The sequence below is a fragment of the Pseudarthrobacter sp. NPDC092424 genome (genome assembly GCF_044754925.1).
In the GTDB taxonomy this organism is placed as follows: domain Bacteria; phylum Actinomycetota; class Actinomycetes; order Actinomycetales; family Micrococcaceae; genus Arthrobacter.
Genome location: NZ_JBIVQC010000003.1, coordinates 306247 through 320336, shown reverse-complemented (window position 1 = coordinate 320336; position 14090 = coordinate 306247). Strand labels below are relative to the sequence as shown.

At 67.1% G+C, this 14090-nt stretch carries 12 protein-coding genes; 8 read left to right on the top strand and 4 right to left on the bottom strand.

All coding sequences use genetic code 11. From position 1 onward, the window contains the following. Positions 1–183: 183 nt before the first annotated feature. The 6 genes from ACIQCN_RS07230 (at position 184) to ACIQCN_RS07205 (ending at position 7527) form a co-directional block, all read left to right on the top strand. Positions 184–1461, top strand: coding sequence for an ABC transporter substrate-binding protein (locus ACIQCN_RS07230; RefSeq protein ID WP_400610167.1), 1278 nt, complete (start codon positions 184–186; stop codon positions 1459–1461). A gap of 65 nt (positions 1462–1526) precedes the next feature. Next, positions 1527–2414 (top strand): carbohydrate ABC transporter permease, encoded by an 888-nt coding sequence (locus tag ACIQCN_RS07225; protein ID WP_400607719.1) that lies wholly within the window; start codon positions 1527–1529, stop codon positions 2412–2414. Then, positions 2414–3364, top strand: a complete 951-nt coding sequence (locus tag ACIQCN_RS07220; protein WP_400610165.1) for a carbohydrate ABC transporter permease — start codon at positions 2414–2416, stop codon at positions 3362–3364. Before ACIQCN_RS07225 ends, ACIQCN_RS07220 begins: the two co-directional genes overlap by 1 nt. A gap of 69 nt (positions 3365–3433) precedes the next feature. Next, positions 3434–4486 (top strand): LacI family DNA-binding transcriptional regulator, encoded by a 1053-nt coding sequence (locus ACIQCN_RS07215; RefSeq protein WP_400610163.1) that lies wholly within the window; start codon positions 3434–3436, stop codon positions 4484–4486. 40 nt (positions 4487–4526) lie between these two features. After that, positions 4527–6110 carry a glycoside hydrolase family 32 protein gene (locus ACIQCN_RS07210; protein ID WP_400610161.1) on the top strand — a complete coding sequence of 528 codons (1584 nt, stop codon included), beginning with the start codon at positions 4527–4529 and terminating at the stop codon, positions 6108–6110. A 22-nt stretch (positions 6111–6132) separates the two neighbouring features. Further along, positions 6133–7527 carry a NosD domain-containing protein gene (locus ACIQCN_RS07205; RefSeq protein ID WP_400610159.1) on the top strand — a complete coding sequence of 465 codons (1395 nt, stop codon included), beginning with the start codon at positions 6133–6135 and terminating at the stop codon, positions 7525–7527. Here ACIQCN_RS07205 and hpt read toward each other — a convergent pair. The 4 genes from hpt to dacB form a co-directional block, all read right to left on the bottom strand. Next, the gene (gene hpt / locus ACIQCN_RS07200; protein ID WP_059388924.1) at positions 7518–8069 is read right to left on the bottom strand and encodes a hypoxanthine phosphoribosyltransferase; all 552 of its coding nucleotides are present in this window, start codon (positions 8067–8069) and stop codon (positions 7518–7520) included. The two genes, ACIQCN_RS07205 and hpt, sit on opposite strands and share 10 nt — an antisense overlap. Positions 8070–8101: 32 nt before the next feature. After that, positions 8102–9151: a tRNA lysidine(34) synthetase TilS gene (gene tilS, locus ACIQCN_RS07195; protein WP_400610284.1), complete on the bottom strand. Its 1050-nt coding sequence runs from the start codon at positions 9149–9151 to the stop codon at positions 8102–8104. Between the two features lie 99 nt (positions 9152–9250). Next, positions 9251–10384 (bottom strand): zinc-dependent metalloprotease, encoded by a 1134-nt coding sequence (locus ACIQCN_RS07190; RefSeq protein ID WP_400610157.1) that lies wholly within the window; start codon positions 10382–10384, stop codon positions 9251–9253. Positions 10385–10471: 87 nt separating this feature from the next. Then, complete coding sequence (gene dacB, locus ACIQCN_RS07185; RefSeq protein ID WP_400610155.1) at positions 10472–11974, bottom strand: D-alanyl-D-alanine carboxypeptidase/D-alanyl-D-alanine-endopeptidase; 1503 nt, start codon at positions 11972–11974, stop codon at positions 10472–10474. A gap of 152 nt (positions 11975–12126) precedes the next feature. On the opposite strand from dacB, the gene ACIQCN_RS07180 reads away from it, so the two are divergent. After that, positions 12127–12615 (top strand): inorganic diphosphatase, encoded by a 489-nt coding sequence (locus tag ACIQCN_RS07180; protein WP_018762663.1) that lies wholly within the window; start codon positions 12127–12129, stop codon positions 12613–12615. A gap of 116 nt (positions 12616–12731) precedes the next feature. Next, the gene (locus tag ACIQCN_RS07175; protein ID WP_400610153.1) at positions 12732–14075 is read left to right on the top strand and encodes a carboxylesterase family protein; all 1344 of its coding nucleotides are present in this window, start codon (positions 12732–12734) and stop codon (positions 14073–14075) included. Positions 14076–14090: the final 15 nt, after the last annotated feature.

Sequence of the window (14090 nt, the reverse complement as noted above, 5' to 3'; positions counted from 1 at the left end):
CTTCGCCGCAGGTGGGAGGCGGATCCCCGGCCGGCGGTACAACCGCGACGTAAAGTTTCCGGTCATCCCTTGACACCCTTTCGAGGCGGTTCTAAGTTTGTGCCAAGTCGTTTTGGCAAAACGATTTGTCAGCAGCTGAAGCATTCTCACCATTTCCGTTCAAGAGAAAGTGAGTCGACAGCGATGTCCACTCGTAAATACATCAGCAGGCTCGCCGTCGGCGGCATCTGCACCGCCGTCGCCCTGTCCGCCTCGGCGTGCGGCGCAGGAGGCCCGGCCGCGTCGTCCCAGACCACCGGCACCGGCACCGTTAATGTCCTCGTCGAGGCCGGCGGCCACGCCGAACTGACGGGCGTGGCCGCGCAGTGCAAGAAGGACGCGGGCGTGGACGTCAACTTCGTCGAGCTGCCCTATGACGGCATGTTCAACCGGCTTTCCAGCGAATTCTCCTCCGGCAACGTCTCCTTCGACGTGGCCGCCCTGGACTCCGTGTGGCTGCCGAGCTTCAAGGACGCCCTCCAGCCCATCGACGAGATCTTCACCGACGAGGCGAAGAAGGACATCTTCCCGGCCCTGGTCAAGGAAGCCAACGTGGACGGGCACTTCGTGGGCCTGCCCGCCTGGACCAACGCTGAAATCATCCTGTACCGCAAGGACCTGTTCGAGGACGAAAAGAACAAGGCCGGCTTCCAGGCCAAGTACGGCTACGAACTGGCTGCCCCCACCACGTGGAAGCAGTACCAGGACATCTCAGAGTTCTTCACCAAGGACGGCATGTACGGCACCGACGTGAAGGGCGGGGTGGAAACCGAATGGCTGGCCCACGTCCTGCAGGCGGGTTCACCCATGGTCCTGGACGGCGACAAGGTGGTCATCGACAACGCCGCGCACAAGGAAGCCCTGGACTTCTACGTTGGCCTCACCAAATATGCTCCCGCCGGTGCCGCCCAGGTCGACTGGGCCGCAGCGCAGAACCTGTTCAACCAAGGCAAAACCGCCATGACCCGGTTCTGGGCCCACGCCTACCGGCAGATCCCCAAGGACTCCCCGGTGGCGGGCAAGGTGGGCGCAGCCCCCATGATCGCCGGATCCGCCGGCGTCGGCGGCGTTCCCGGCCCCTGGTACCTCACCGTGCCGAAGGCCACCAAGAACACCGAGGCCGCCAAGAAGTTCGTGCAGTGCGCCTACGACCACAACAGCATGGGCGTTGAATCCAGCCTGGGCCTGGCCTCCCGCATCTCCGCGTTCGAGAAGTACCAGGACAAGGAAGGCTACGAGAGCTTCGGCCCGCTGATCGAAACCCTCAACGGGGAAGCCACCGCCACCCGCCCGGCCACCGAGAAGTGGCAGCAGATCGTGGACACCGTCCTGGTGCCCATGCTGCAAAAGGCCGTTGCCGGCGGTGACTCCGCCACCCTCCTCGCCGACGCCAAGAAGCAGATCGAGGACCTCCTCAAGTAAGACCCCCGCGGCCGGCACCTGTGTACCGGTGCCGGCCGCGGCCCCAACCAGCGGAAGAGAAAACCGTGCGCATTTCCGATCGCCGCTTCGCATTGTTCCTGATGGCACCAGCAGCGCTGTTCCTGGCAGTATTCGTGGCCTTCCCGCTGTTCCGCCTCGTGGCCGACAGCTTCTTCAAGATCTCCCCCATCGCCGGCGGCCCCCGCGACTTCGTGGGCCTGGACAACTACTTCCGCGCCTTCGCCTCCGAGGCCTTCACGGGCGCGGGCTGGCGAACCCTGGCCTACACCCTGGTGGTGGTGACCCTCGAGTTCGCCCTGGGCCTGGGCATGGCGCTGCTGTTCACCATGCTGGGCCGCAGCTCCCAGATCTGGCGGACCGTGTTCATGTACCCGCTCATGATCGCCCCGATCGTTGCAGGCCTGCTCTGGAAGTTCCTGATGATCGACAACTTCGGCCTCATCGGAACCCTCCTGCACCAGGCCGGCATCCTGGACAACCCCAACCGGATCGGCTGGCTGTCCGACCCGGACATCGTGCTCTTCTCCGTGGCGATCCCGGACATCTGGCTGACCACCTCGTTCATGTGCCTGGTGCTCTTCGCCGGGCTCCAGAACATCCCCGGCGACCTCATCGAAGCCGCACGGCTGGACGGCGCCCGCGCACCGGCCCTGCTGTTCCGGATCATCCTTCCGCTGCTCCGGCCCGTCATCGCAGTGGCGCTGGTGGTGCGCGGCATCGACGCGGCCAGGGCTTTCGACACCATCCTCATCCAAACAAACGGCGGCCCCCAGTCCGCCTCGGAAACCATGAGCCTGCTGATCTACCGGACCATGATCCGCTTCGGCGATCCCGGCCTGGCCAGCGCCATGGGCACCCTCTACCTGCTGGCCATGCTCGCTGTCGCATTCTTTGCGGTGGCCACCATCTGGCGGCCAGGAAAGGACACCTGATGCGCGTCGCTGAACGAACCAAGCACGACGGCGGGTCCCCGGCCAAGCCGGCCGCGGCACCTGCTGCGCCACCCGCCGTCGTCCACCCCCGCAAGCGCCGCAGCGTCAACCGGGAAGGGCTTGAGGCCGGGCGGCGCAGCACCAGGACCCTGCTGTGGATCCTCCTCGCGGCAGCCCTGGTGCTCTATGGCTTCCCGTTCCTGTACCTGCTGTTTACGTCCTTCAAAACCCCGATCGACACCATCGCCGTGCCGCCCACCATCCTGCCGAGGGAGTGGACACTGGAGAACTACGCCAACGCCTTGGGCCGCAGCGGCGTGCCGGCATCGTTCATCAACAGCATCCAGACAGCGGTCATCAGCACGGTGCTGTCCCTGGTCCTGGCGGTTCCCGCCGCCTACGGCATTACCAGGTACAAGACGCTCAGCGGCCGGATCTTCATCATGGCCGCCCTGGTGACGCGCATGGTCCCGCCGGTGGCGATCGGCATTCCGCTGGCCTCCATGATGGGGTCCGTGGGCCTGGCCGATACCCCCATCGCGCTGTCCATCGCGCACACCACCATTTCCCTGCCGCTCTCCATCTGGCTGATGTCCAGCTTCTTCGAAGCCGTCCCGCAGGACCTGGAGGAGGCGGCAACCGTGGACGGGTGCAGCAGGCTCGGCGCCCTCTGGCGGGTGGTCATCCCGGTGGTCTCCGGCGGCATCGCCGTCACGGCGATCTTCGCCTTCCTTGCCTCCTGGAACGAGTTCCTCTTCGCCCTCCTCATGACGGCCATCCGCTCGCAGACAACGCCCGTGGTGATCGCGAACTTCCAGACCCAGTTCGGCCTGGACTGGGGATCCATGACGGCGCTGGCCGCCGTGTACTCCATCCCGGTCATCCTGCTGACCCTCCTGCTGCAGCGCAGGATCGTGGCAGGGATGACGCTCGGCGCCGTCAAGGGCTAGGCCGGCAGCAACGAGTAGCCTACTGGTAACCCCCAGGGGCATCACAAACCATAAGGACGTGGGAGACAGATGAGCAACAAGAACATCGGCATCAAGGACGTGGCCGTCGCCGCCGGCGTTTCGGTGACCACCGTCTCCCACGTGCTCAACGAGGTTTCCTACGCCCGGATCAGCCCCGAAACCAGGGACAAGGTCAAGTCCGCCGCCGAGCAGCTCGGCTACGGTCCCAACCGCCTGGCCCAGGCCCTGCGCACGCAGCGGACCGGCATGCTGGGGCTGGTGAGCGAGGATATTGCCACCACGCCCCACGCCGGCCGCATCATTTTGGGCGCCGACGAGGCCGCCAAAGCCCGGGGGTACGGCCTCATGATCATCAACACCTCCGGGTCGGCGAGCCTGGAATCCCGGCGGGCGGACGTCGAGGCCCTGCTGGAACGCCGGGTGGACGGCATCCTCTACGCCACCATGTACCACCGCAACGTGGAGCTGCCGGACAACCTGGGCAGCGTGCCCTCCGTCCTGGTGGACTCGGTGGCCAGCGGCGGAAACATCACAGCCGTGATCCCGGACGAAGACGGCGGTGCGCGTGCCGCCGTGGGTGCGCTACTCGAAGCAGGCCACACCCGTGTGGGCTTCATCAACAACACCGATGATGTCCCCGCAACCCGCCAGCGGCTCCAGGCCTTCCGGGCCATGCTGACCGAAGCAGGGCTCGACGGCGGGGCGGCACCCGTCGAATCCGCAGTCTCCGAAGTGCACGGCGGCTATGAGGCGGCCCGGCGGATCCTCGCACGCGGGGACCGGGCCGATACGCCTACGGCATTGTTCTGCTACAACGACCGGATGGCGATGGGAGCCTACCGCGCCGCCGCCGAGCTGGGACTCAGCATCCCGGATGACCTTTCAGTGGTCGGCTTCGATGACCAGGAGCTGATCGCCGCGAACCTCCACCCGGGCCTCACCACCGTGGCCCTGCCCCATTACGAGATGGGTGCCTGGGCCACCGAGCACCTGATTGACGCCGTCGAAGGGAAGACAGACCTGACCCTCATGGCACTTCACCCGACCATCCTGGGCTGTCCGCTGGTGCGCCGTGACTCCATCGCGGCCCCCCGGCCCTAGCACCCAGCCCCTTCCACTTTCCAAGAGGACCGCACCAAACATGTCCACTTTCCTTGATGCCGCACGCCCGGAAACACCTCCGGCCGAGACCGCCAGGTTCCGTCCTGCCATCCACTTCACTGCCCGGAACACCTGGCTGAACGACCCCAACGGCCTGGTCTTCCACGACGGGCTCTACCACCTCTTCTTCCAGAACAACCCCTACGGCAACGTGTGGGGCAACATGTCCTGGGGCCACGCCACCTCCCGGGACCTGCTCCACTGGACCGAACACCCCGTCGCCATTGCCTGCGACGAAAGCGAGGACATCTTCTCCGGTTCCGTGGTGGTGGACCACGGAAACACGTCCGGCTTCAGCACCGCGGACGCACCTGCCCTCGTGGCCATCTACACCAGCGCCTACAAGGCCGCCTCCGAACACCACGGCACGCAGGCGCAGTCCCTGGCCTACAGCACCGACGCGGGCATGACGTGGCACAAGTACGGCGGCAACCCTGTCCTCGCCCGGAACTCCGCGCACTTCCGCGATCCCAAAGTCTTCCGCTACGAGGGCGGGCAGGGCACCTGCTGGATTATGGTGGCGGTCGAAGCGCAGCACCAGAAGGTGGTCTTCTACCGTTCGGACGACCTCAAGACCTGGGACTTCCTCAGCGACTTCGGCCCCATGAACGCGGACCAGGGCGAATGGGAATGCCCCGACCTCTTTCCCCTGGCCGTTGACGGGGACCCGGACAACGTCAAATGGGTATTGATCGTCAACGTCAACCCGGGCGCTGTAGCGGGAGGCTCCGGGGGCCAGTACTTCGTGGGCCAGTTCGACGGCACGCGGTTCGTCCCGGACGCCTCCTCAGTTGCCGCGCCGGCCGGGGTGAGCGCCCTGGGTGACCCCGCGGCTGCCGCTGCCGCCCTGCAGCAATGCCTGTGGCTGGACTGGGGACGCGACTGCTACGCCTCCGTCTCTTTCAGCAACGTCCCCGAGGGCCGGCGCATCATGATCGGCTGGATGAACAACTGGGACTACGCCAACCAGCTGCCCACGGCCCCCTGGCGGTCCTCCATGACGCTCGCCCGCGAAGTGCGCCTCACCGCAGCCGACGGCTCCGCCCGGCTGGTCCAGCAGCCCGTACTGGGCGGAAATTCTTTGACCGGAGAGCAGCCCGCTTCCAAAAAACTGATGCACGCGGACAATCTTGGCCTGCAGGACTCCGCACTGCGGCTGCCGGACGCAGAACGCGGCAGCGCCCAAGTCATCAAGGCGGAGATCCTCCCTGGAAACGCCAGGCGTATTGAGTTCCGGCTCTTCGCGAGCGCTGACGGCAGCGAGGGCACCATCCTTCGCTTCGAGCCGGACGGTTCCCGGCTGGTCCTTGACCGTAGGCAGTCGGGAGAAAGCCGCTTCCACGCGAAGTTCGCGTCGGTGGAGTCAGCCCCGCTGGCAATCGAGGACGGCGTGCTCAGGTTGCAGATCGTCGTCGACCATTGCTCGGTGGAAGTCTTCGCGCAGGGCGGCACGGCACTCCTGACAGACCTCGTCTTCCCCGGTACCGAAGCGCGGGAGAACTGGCTGTCCGCCGCCGGAGGCCCTGCGACAATACTCCAGCTCACCGTCTCCGCACTGTCCTGAACACCACGAAGCAAGGGAAGCCATGCACAACAGCAACCGCTACGACGTCACCACCTGGCCCGTGGGAAACCCGGCCAGGGACGTAGGTGAAGTGATCAACAGCATCATCGCCGACATCAAGGAACGACAGACTGCCAGCGATATGGACAACGGCGGAAAGCCGGGGGCGGTAATCTACATACCGCCGGGCGACTACCACCTCCGCACGCAGGTGCTCATCGACGTCAGCTACCTTCGGATCGAGGGCTCGGGACACGGCTTTACGTCATCGAGCATCCGGTTCAACGTTCCGGAGGAAGAATGGCCTGACCTGCATGAGCTGTGGCCGGGCGGGAGCCGGATCATCGTCGATATTCCCTCCGCGGAGGACGGTGCGGAAGCCCGGGGCGCCGCCTTCTACATCGAGCGGACCGGGAATCCGCGGATCAGCTCGGTGGAGTTCGCCAACTTCTGCATCGACGGGCTGCACTTCGCTGCGGACGGTTCAGGAATGCATCCGGAAAACACCTACGTCAACGGCAAGACAGGCATCTACGTGGCCAGCGCCAACGACTCATTCCGGATCACCGGCATGGGCTTCGTGTACCTGGAAAACGCCCTCACTGTCTACCACGCAGACGCGCTGTCCATCCATGGCAACTTCATCGCCGAATGCGGCAGTTGCATCGAACTGCGCGGATGGGGACAGGCATCCAAGATCACCGACAACCTGGTTGGAGCCGGCTTCAAGGGACACTCGATCCATGCCGAGAACCACGGCGGGCTCCTGGTCACCGCGAACAACATTTTCCCGCGCGGCTCAAGCAGCGTCCACCTGTCCGGCGTCCGGCGGTCCAGCGTCACCAACAACCGCCTGCACTCGTTCTACCCCGGGATGGTGGTGCTGGCCGGGGACAGCTCGGAAAACCTCGTGGCCACCAACCACTTCCTGCGTGATCTTGAGCCCTGGACGCCCTTCCTGGGCGTGGACAACGGCCTGGACGACCTCACCGGCCTGCTCTGCGTCAGCGGGAACAACAACTCGGTGATCGGCAACCACTTCTCCGAGGCCATCGACTCTCAAAGCATCCGTCCGGCAGGAGCAACGCCGGTCATCATCCGGCTGGCGGCCGGGACAGGCAACTTCGTGTCCAGCAACCACGTGGTTGCCGTGGACGTCCGCGCCACGTCCGGCGACTCGTGCTATTCGGCCCAGGTGGATGCCCTGCTGGCCACCGAGTCCTCTGTCAGCCTGGCCGTTACCACCGTCATGGTGGATTCCGGCTCGGCCCGGAATACGATCCTTGATTCCGGAACTGACGGGCAGGTCGTCGCGGACCGTGCTGTCAACGCCGTCCGGGCGACACCCGCGTTTGGAGCCCAGGTGCCGGGTGCCGGGGCCCCGGCACCAAGCGTCCCGCGGGAATTTTACTCGTAGACGTGCGGAGCCAGGGTGCCCACGAAGTCCAGGTTGCGGTACTTTTCGGCGTAGTCCAGGCCGTAGCCCACCACGAACTCGTTGGGGATGTCGTAGCCCACGTACTTAACGTCGATTTCCACCTTGGCTGCCGTGGGCTTGCGGAAGGCGGTGCAGATTTCCACGGACGCGGTGCCGCGGGATTCCAGATTGGTCTTGAGCCAGGAGAGCGTGAGGCCGGAGTCGATGATGTCCTCGACGATCAGGACGTCCTTGCCCATCAGGTCGGTGTCCAGGTCCTTGAGGATGCGGACAACTCCCGAGGACTGGGTGCCGGAACCGTAGGAGGACACAGCCATCCAGTCCATCGACACGTGGCTGTGCAGGGCACGTGCCAGGTCGGCCATGACCATCACCGCACCCTTGAGCACGCCCACAATGAGCAGTTCGCGGCCTTCGTAGTCCTTGTCGATCTGGGCAGCGAGTTCTGCAATCCGCTGCTGGATCTGTTCCTTGGTGTAGAGAACGTGCTTGAGGTCTGCCTGGACGTCGTTAGAATCCACCAATGGCTCCTGTGTAGATGCGGGGTGTGCGACTATTTTCGGGGCGGTTTTTGAGGCCGGAATACTAGCTTCCCACAGCGCGCGCCCCCGCGGGGAACGGCGGCAGCCGCAGCATGCCCGTCCGGCGCCGGCGCCGCCTCCAACTCGGCCAGCGACAACCGGTACACGCTGACCCCGCCGGGAAGCTCCACGGGACCTGCCGAACCCTGCCGCCGCAACAGCGCCTCCGCCGCCAAAAGGCGCTGGTAGCCGGGCTGCTGCCCGCCGACGTCGGCCGCTGCCCTGGCGATTACGCGAAACCGGATGGCGGGGGCCAGCGCCCGCAGCAGGTCCTCCGGGAGGCTCACCTCCCGCCCGTTCCGGGCCGCCAGTGACGCAAAAGTGGTTTCGGCCACATCGTCCAGATAGTCGGCGTCAAGCTGGAGGATGGACGCCGTCCGGGCGAGCGATTCTGCCACACCCGGACCGAGCTTTTCCTCCAGGTGCGGCAGGACCTCCACGCGGGTCCTGGAACGGGCAAAAGAGGGGTCCAGGTTGGTGGGGTCGTGCCAGGGCTCGAGTTCCTCCACCGCGCAGATCTCCTCGGTGTCCGCCCTGCGCAGGCCCAGGAACGGGCGCAGCAGCTTGCCGCGCGCCGGCCTCATCCCGGCCAACGAGCGGGTGCCCGACCCCCGCGCCAGGCCCAGGAGCACCTGTTCTGCCTGGTCGTCAAGGGTGTGGCCCAGCAGGATGGCGGAGGCGCCCTGCTCCTCCGCCGCCGCATTGAGGGCCGCATGCCGGGCGTCCCGGGCCGCCGCTTCGGGCCCCGAGCCGGTGGCCGCCACGGACACGGTGCGGACTTCCACGGGCGCCAGTCCCAGCTCCTCGAGGACCTGCGCGGTCCGGGCGGCAACCTGCGCCGAGTCGTCCTGCAGCTGGTGGTCCACCACGACGGCGCCCACGGTGACAGGATGCCCGTCTACGTGCCCGCGGCGGGCAAAATAGGCCGCGACGGCGGCGAGCGCCAGCGAGTCCGGCCCGCCGCTGCAGGCGACGACAAGGTGTGCCGGATATCCCGCCTGCGCAAGGGCGTTCTGCACCATCTTGCGCGCGGTGCCGACGACCGGCGCCAGCCGGCCGGGCCGCCGTCGTCCGCTCTTGTGGATCTGTCCGTTTGGCCCGCCGGGGGAAAGCTCAGGCAATTAGAGGCCCATCCGCTCAAGCCAGAGCTTGGCGTCGTGGATTTCCGGCTCAGTGGGGAGATGGTCCGCGGACTCCCAGACCCTGTTGAAGCCCTCCATCCCGGCGACGTCCACCACGGCACGGACAAACCGGGCACCGTCCGAGTACTGCCGCATCTTGGCGTCGAGTCCCAGGAGGCTCCGGATGAACTTTTCGATGATGCCGCGGTCCTTGCCGCGGGCGTTGAAGCGCTGCCGGATGGTCTTCACGGACGGCACGATGCTGGCGTCCACCGCATCCATGACCACGTTGGCGTGCCCCTCCAGCAGGCTCATCACGGCGGTCAGGTGCGAGATCGCCGCCTTCTCCTCCGGGTCCTGCAGCAGGTCCAGGATGGCGCCGCGGCCGGGGGTGTCCCCCGACGCGGACCGGTCCTTCAGCGAACGGGCGGCTGCGGTGGCACGTTCCATCAGGGAGTCCACGTTGCCCAGGAGGTGTTCGCTGAGCTCCTCGATCTGGTCCAGCATGTGGTCCCGAAGCCACGGCGCGGCGGCGAACTGCACCCGGTGGGTCTGTTCATGCAGGCACACCCACAGCCGGAAGTCCTCCGGGGTGACGTTGAGCTCCCGTTCCACCGCCACGATGTTCGGGGCAACCAGCAGGAGCCGTCCGCCGGCCGGGGCATGGGAGTTTTCGGCGAGCGCGGAGAACGGATCGTACTGGCCCAGGACCTTGCTGGACAGGAACGCCAGGATAGCGCCGAGCTGGCTGCCGGTAATGGCGCCGCTGACGCTGGCCGCGGACGGGCTTACGGTGCCGCGGCGGTTTGCCAGCATCTTCTCCATTGCCGGCCGGAGCATGACGGCAAAGCTCTGCGTGTTGGCCTTGGACCAGGACGCGCGGTCCACGATCAGCACGGACGAATCCCGCAGGTCCCGGGCTGCTTCCAGCCCGGTGATGTGGTGGACGTGGCCCACTGATTCATCGGCCAGCCGGCGCAGGCCCGCCACCGCCTCGCCGATCTCTGCCTTGCCCAGCACGGGCCCGGCAGGGGCAAGCCTGGCGGCTGCCGAGGCCGCAAGGTCCCAGTTGATCAGCGTCTGTGCCGGGTTGGATAAGGTCTGGCCTGACGACTCACGCTCAGTGGACTCCATAGCTCCCATCAGAACACAGCATCGGCCCTTCCCGCACGAACAATCCCCGCCCGGGCTGCCGTTGCCGGCACCGCCCATGCGGTCAACCTAGCGGCAACCGCAGGCCGCGAGCGCCGTGGCGGCGCGGTCCAGTGCAATCCTGTTCCCGGCGGCGCCCGGCGTCAGTCCGTTGCCGATGAACGAGAAAACCAACAGCCGCCCGTCCGCGTCCACCACGTAGCCGCTCAGCGCCAGCACCGTATTCAGCGTTCCCGTCTTCGCACGGACCAGGCCGGCGCCATACGCGGTGGAATCGTCGCCGTACCGGGTATCCAGCGTCCCGGTGAGGCCAGCCACGGGGAAGCCGTCCAACGCGGCGCGAAGCCTCGGGTCCGTACCCGAGGTGATGGCGCGGACCACCTCAGCAACCTGCCGCGGCGTCACCTGGTTGCCCATGGCCAGGCCGGACACGTCCGCCAGGTTCATGCTGTCGGTCGGGATCCCGGCTTCCCCCACCTGCGTGCGGACCGCTGCGGTGGCGGCGTCGTGGCTTCCGGCGAGACCGCCCTCCACTGCCGTCATCCTGCCCAGCGCCTCCGCCAGGTAGTTGTCGGAAGTCCGCAGCATCCAGCCCACCTGCTCGGCAACGGTGGCGGATTCCACCTGCGCCAAGGTTGCCTGCCCTTCCGGCGCCCCGGCCGCCTGGGCAGGAACGCGTGCGACGCCGGGGGCCACAGCCAGTCCCGCGGCCTTGCCTTTGGCACGCAGCAGGTCCGCGAAGGAGCCGGCAGCGGTCAGGGCGGCGTCCTTGGGGCGGGGACCGGTGAGGACGGCGGGGTCGTACCGGCCCGAGTTCAGGGCTACCGGGTAGATGGGTGCCACCTCGCCGGCCTCGACGTCGCCGGTATCCCAGGCGGGGTTCAGGGCAGGGCCGGTGAACAGTGAGTCGTCCAGCAGGACGGCAATCTTCCCGGCGGCACCCGAGGCCCGCAGCGACTCCACCGTCTGTTCCGCCAGCGTGGCGAGCCCGGCCTGCCCCATGACAGTTTCCGGCCGGGAACTGCCGGCACCCAGGAGGACGTCGCCGCCGCCCACCAGGACCACCTGGCCCGGTCCGGGCCCGGCCACCACGCTGGTGGCGAACCGCCGCTCCGGACCCAGCGACCGCAAGGCCGCGACCGCGGTGAGGAGTTTCATGTTCGAAGCCGGCACCCTGTTGGCCGAACCGCCCAGGTCAAAGAGGACCCGGCCCGTGAGCGCATCCTGGACGAACCCCGTGAAATTGCCGCCGCCGTCGGGCTTTAGCAAAGGGTCAATCTGCGCGCGGACGGCTGCGGCGGCCGGAAGCGGTGCGGACGCCTCGAGGGCCGCGAGGCCGGTGCGGGCGGTGAGCGTGGAGGGGGCCTGGTGCCAGGCCGGCACAGGCGGCGCGGCCTCCGGCGCCGGGCCTGTGAAACCGGGCGCCAGTTGGGCGGCAGCGGGTGCCAGGAGGGCGATCAGGAGAACCAGCAGCAGGGCCGTTGGCCAGGCCCTGCGAAGGACGGCGGGGATGCCTCCGCGGGGCCGGCGGCCGCGGTCATGCCGCAGTTCCCGGCCGGTTGTTTTGGTCATGCTGGTGCTGGTCCTCAGTCCTGAAATATCCCCACAAGTTCCTGATTCCAGGGCCTCTCGCTATATCCTCAATAATAGTCGGCGGCACGGACACTCCCTTCTGGCAGGCGTCACGGTGCCGCGAACCCCCCGCAACTGCCGAGGAGCATTCCATGAAGCACGACGTGACCATCGAGATCCCCAAGGGATCCCGCGTCAAGTACGAAGTCGACCACGAGACCGGCCGCGTCCGCCTGGACCGCGTCCTCTTCACCTCGATGCAGTACCCCACCCACTACGGGTACTTCGAGAACACCCTGGGCGAGGACGGCGACCCGCTGGACGCGCTGGTGCTGCTGCAGGACTTCGACCTGCACCCGGGCGTCATCGTCGAGTCCCGCCCCATCGGCGTTTTCAACATGACGGACGACGGCGGCGGAGACGCCAAGATCCTCTGCGTCCCGGTGGATGCCCGCTTCGACCACATCCAGGAAGTCAGCGACGTCAACGAGTTCCTGATCAAGGAAATCGAGCACTTCTTCACCCGCTACAAGGACCTGGAGCCGGGCAAGTGGGTCAAGGCCGAGGGCTGGGGCGACCGCGCCGCCGCCGAGGCAGAGCTGGAGGCCTCCATCAAGCGTTACGTGCCCACCGGCCACTAGGTTCACCGCAGATCCCCGCCTGCCGGACAAAATCCCCACTTGATGCAAGGGGGAACGGGCCGGGAGGCGGGGATTTCTGCTGTCCGGCACCCAGGAAACTATGGAATCGTGGACCTGTGAGTTCCGAGCCAGTCCTGACTTCCCAGCTGTTGTTCCACCCGCCGTGCGGCGCCGTTGAGGGCCGGCGGGACGGGGACGTCATCCGCGCAACGGGGATCCCCTACGCCACGGCGGCCCGCTTCCGGCCGCCGTCGCCGGCAGCGGACTGGACTTCCGTGTACGCGGCGACCTCCCCTGCGCCGGCCTGCCCGCAGGGTCCGGTCCCTTTCCTCGACGACGTCCTTGGCACCAGGTACGGCGAGCTTCCGGGCAGCGAGGACTGCCAGAACCTTTCCATCACCATGCCCGGCGACCTTGCTGCCGGGGAACGGCTGCCGGTCATGGTGTGGATCCACGGCGGTTCCTACACCACTGGCTCCGGGGATCTGGCCATCTTCGACCCCGCCCGGCTGGTGGCCGAGAACCGGGTCATCGTGGTGTCCGTGACCTACCGGCTGGGGCTGTTCGGCTTCCTGGCCACGCATGGCGGGCGCCCCGGGAACCTGGGACTGCTGGACCAGCTCGAGGCATTTCGCTGGGTCCGGCGGAACATTGCCGCTTTCGGCGGGAACCCTGGCCGCGTCACCGCATTCGGACAGTCCGCCGGGGGCGACGCGATAGCCCACCTGATGGCCACGCCGGAGGCACCGAAGCTGTTCCAGCGGGCCATCATCCAAAGCGCTCCGCTCGGCATTGCCCGGGGCCGCGCCAAGATGAACCACGCCATGGGCATCGCCGCCGATGCCGTCACCGACGACACGCCGGCCATGGACGTGGTGGCCCGCGAAGCCGAGGTTGCCCAGGTGGCGCGGAAGTTCGGAATGCTGGCGGCAATGCCCTTCGGCACCCAGTACGGTCACGCGCCACTGCCGGAAGAGAAGGACATCGAGGCTGCCTGGAACCGTTCCGCCCCGGGCATTGACGTGCTGATTGGGCATACTTCTGAAGAAGCCCGGCTGTTCCTGCCGCGGAACCGGCTGTTGATGCGGGTGCAGGGCGTTCCCGTAGTGGGAGCCGCGGCGGTGCGCGCTGTGGACTGGCTGGTCACGGAAACGGTGTACGGCCGGGCTACGCGCAGGTTCGCCCGGCGGCACGTGCGGGCCGGCGGACGGGCACACCGCTACATCCTGCACTGGCACGCCCCGGGGAACATTTTCGGCGCGGCGCACACCATCGATCTCCCGCTGCTCCTGGGCACCCGGAAGACATGGGACGGCGTAGGGCTGATTGCCGGCGCCGGGTGGGAAGAAGTGGACGGGACCGGCCGGCAGCTGCGTGCGCTGTGGGCCGGGTTCGCGAGCGGCGCGGAGCTTCCGCAGTCCGGCGGCATCGAAGGTGCGCTCGAGTTCGAGGCCGCCTAACCCCTCAAGTTTTTC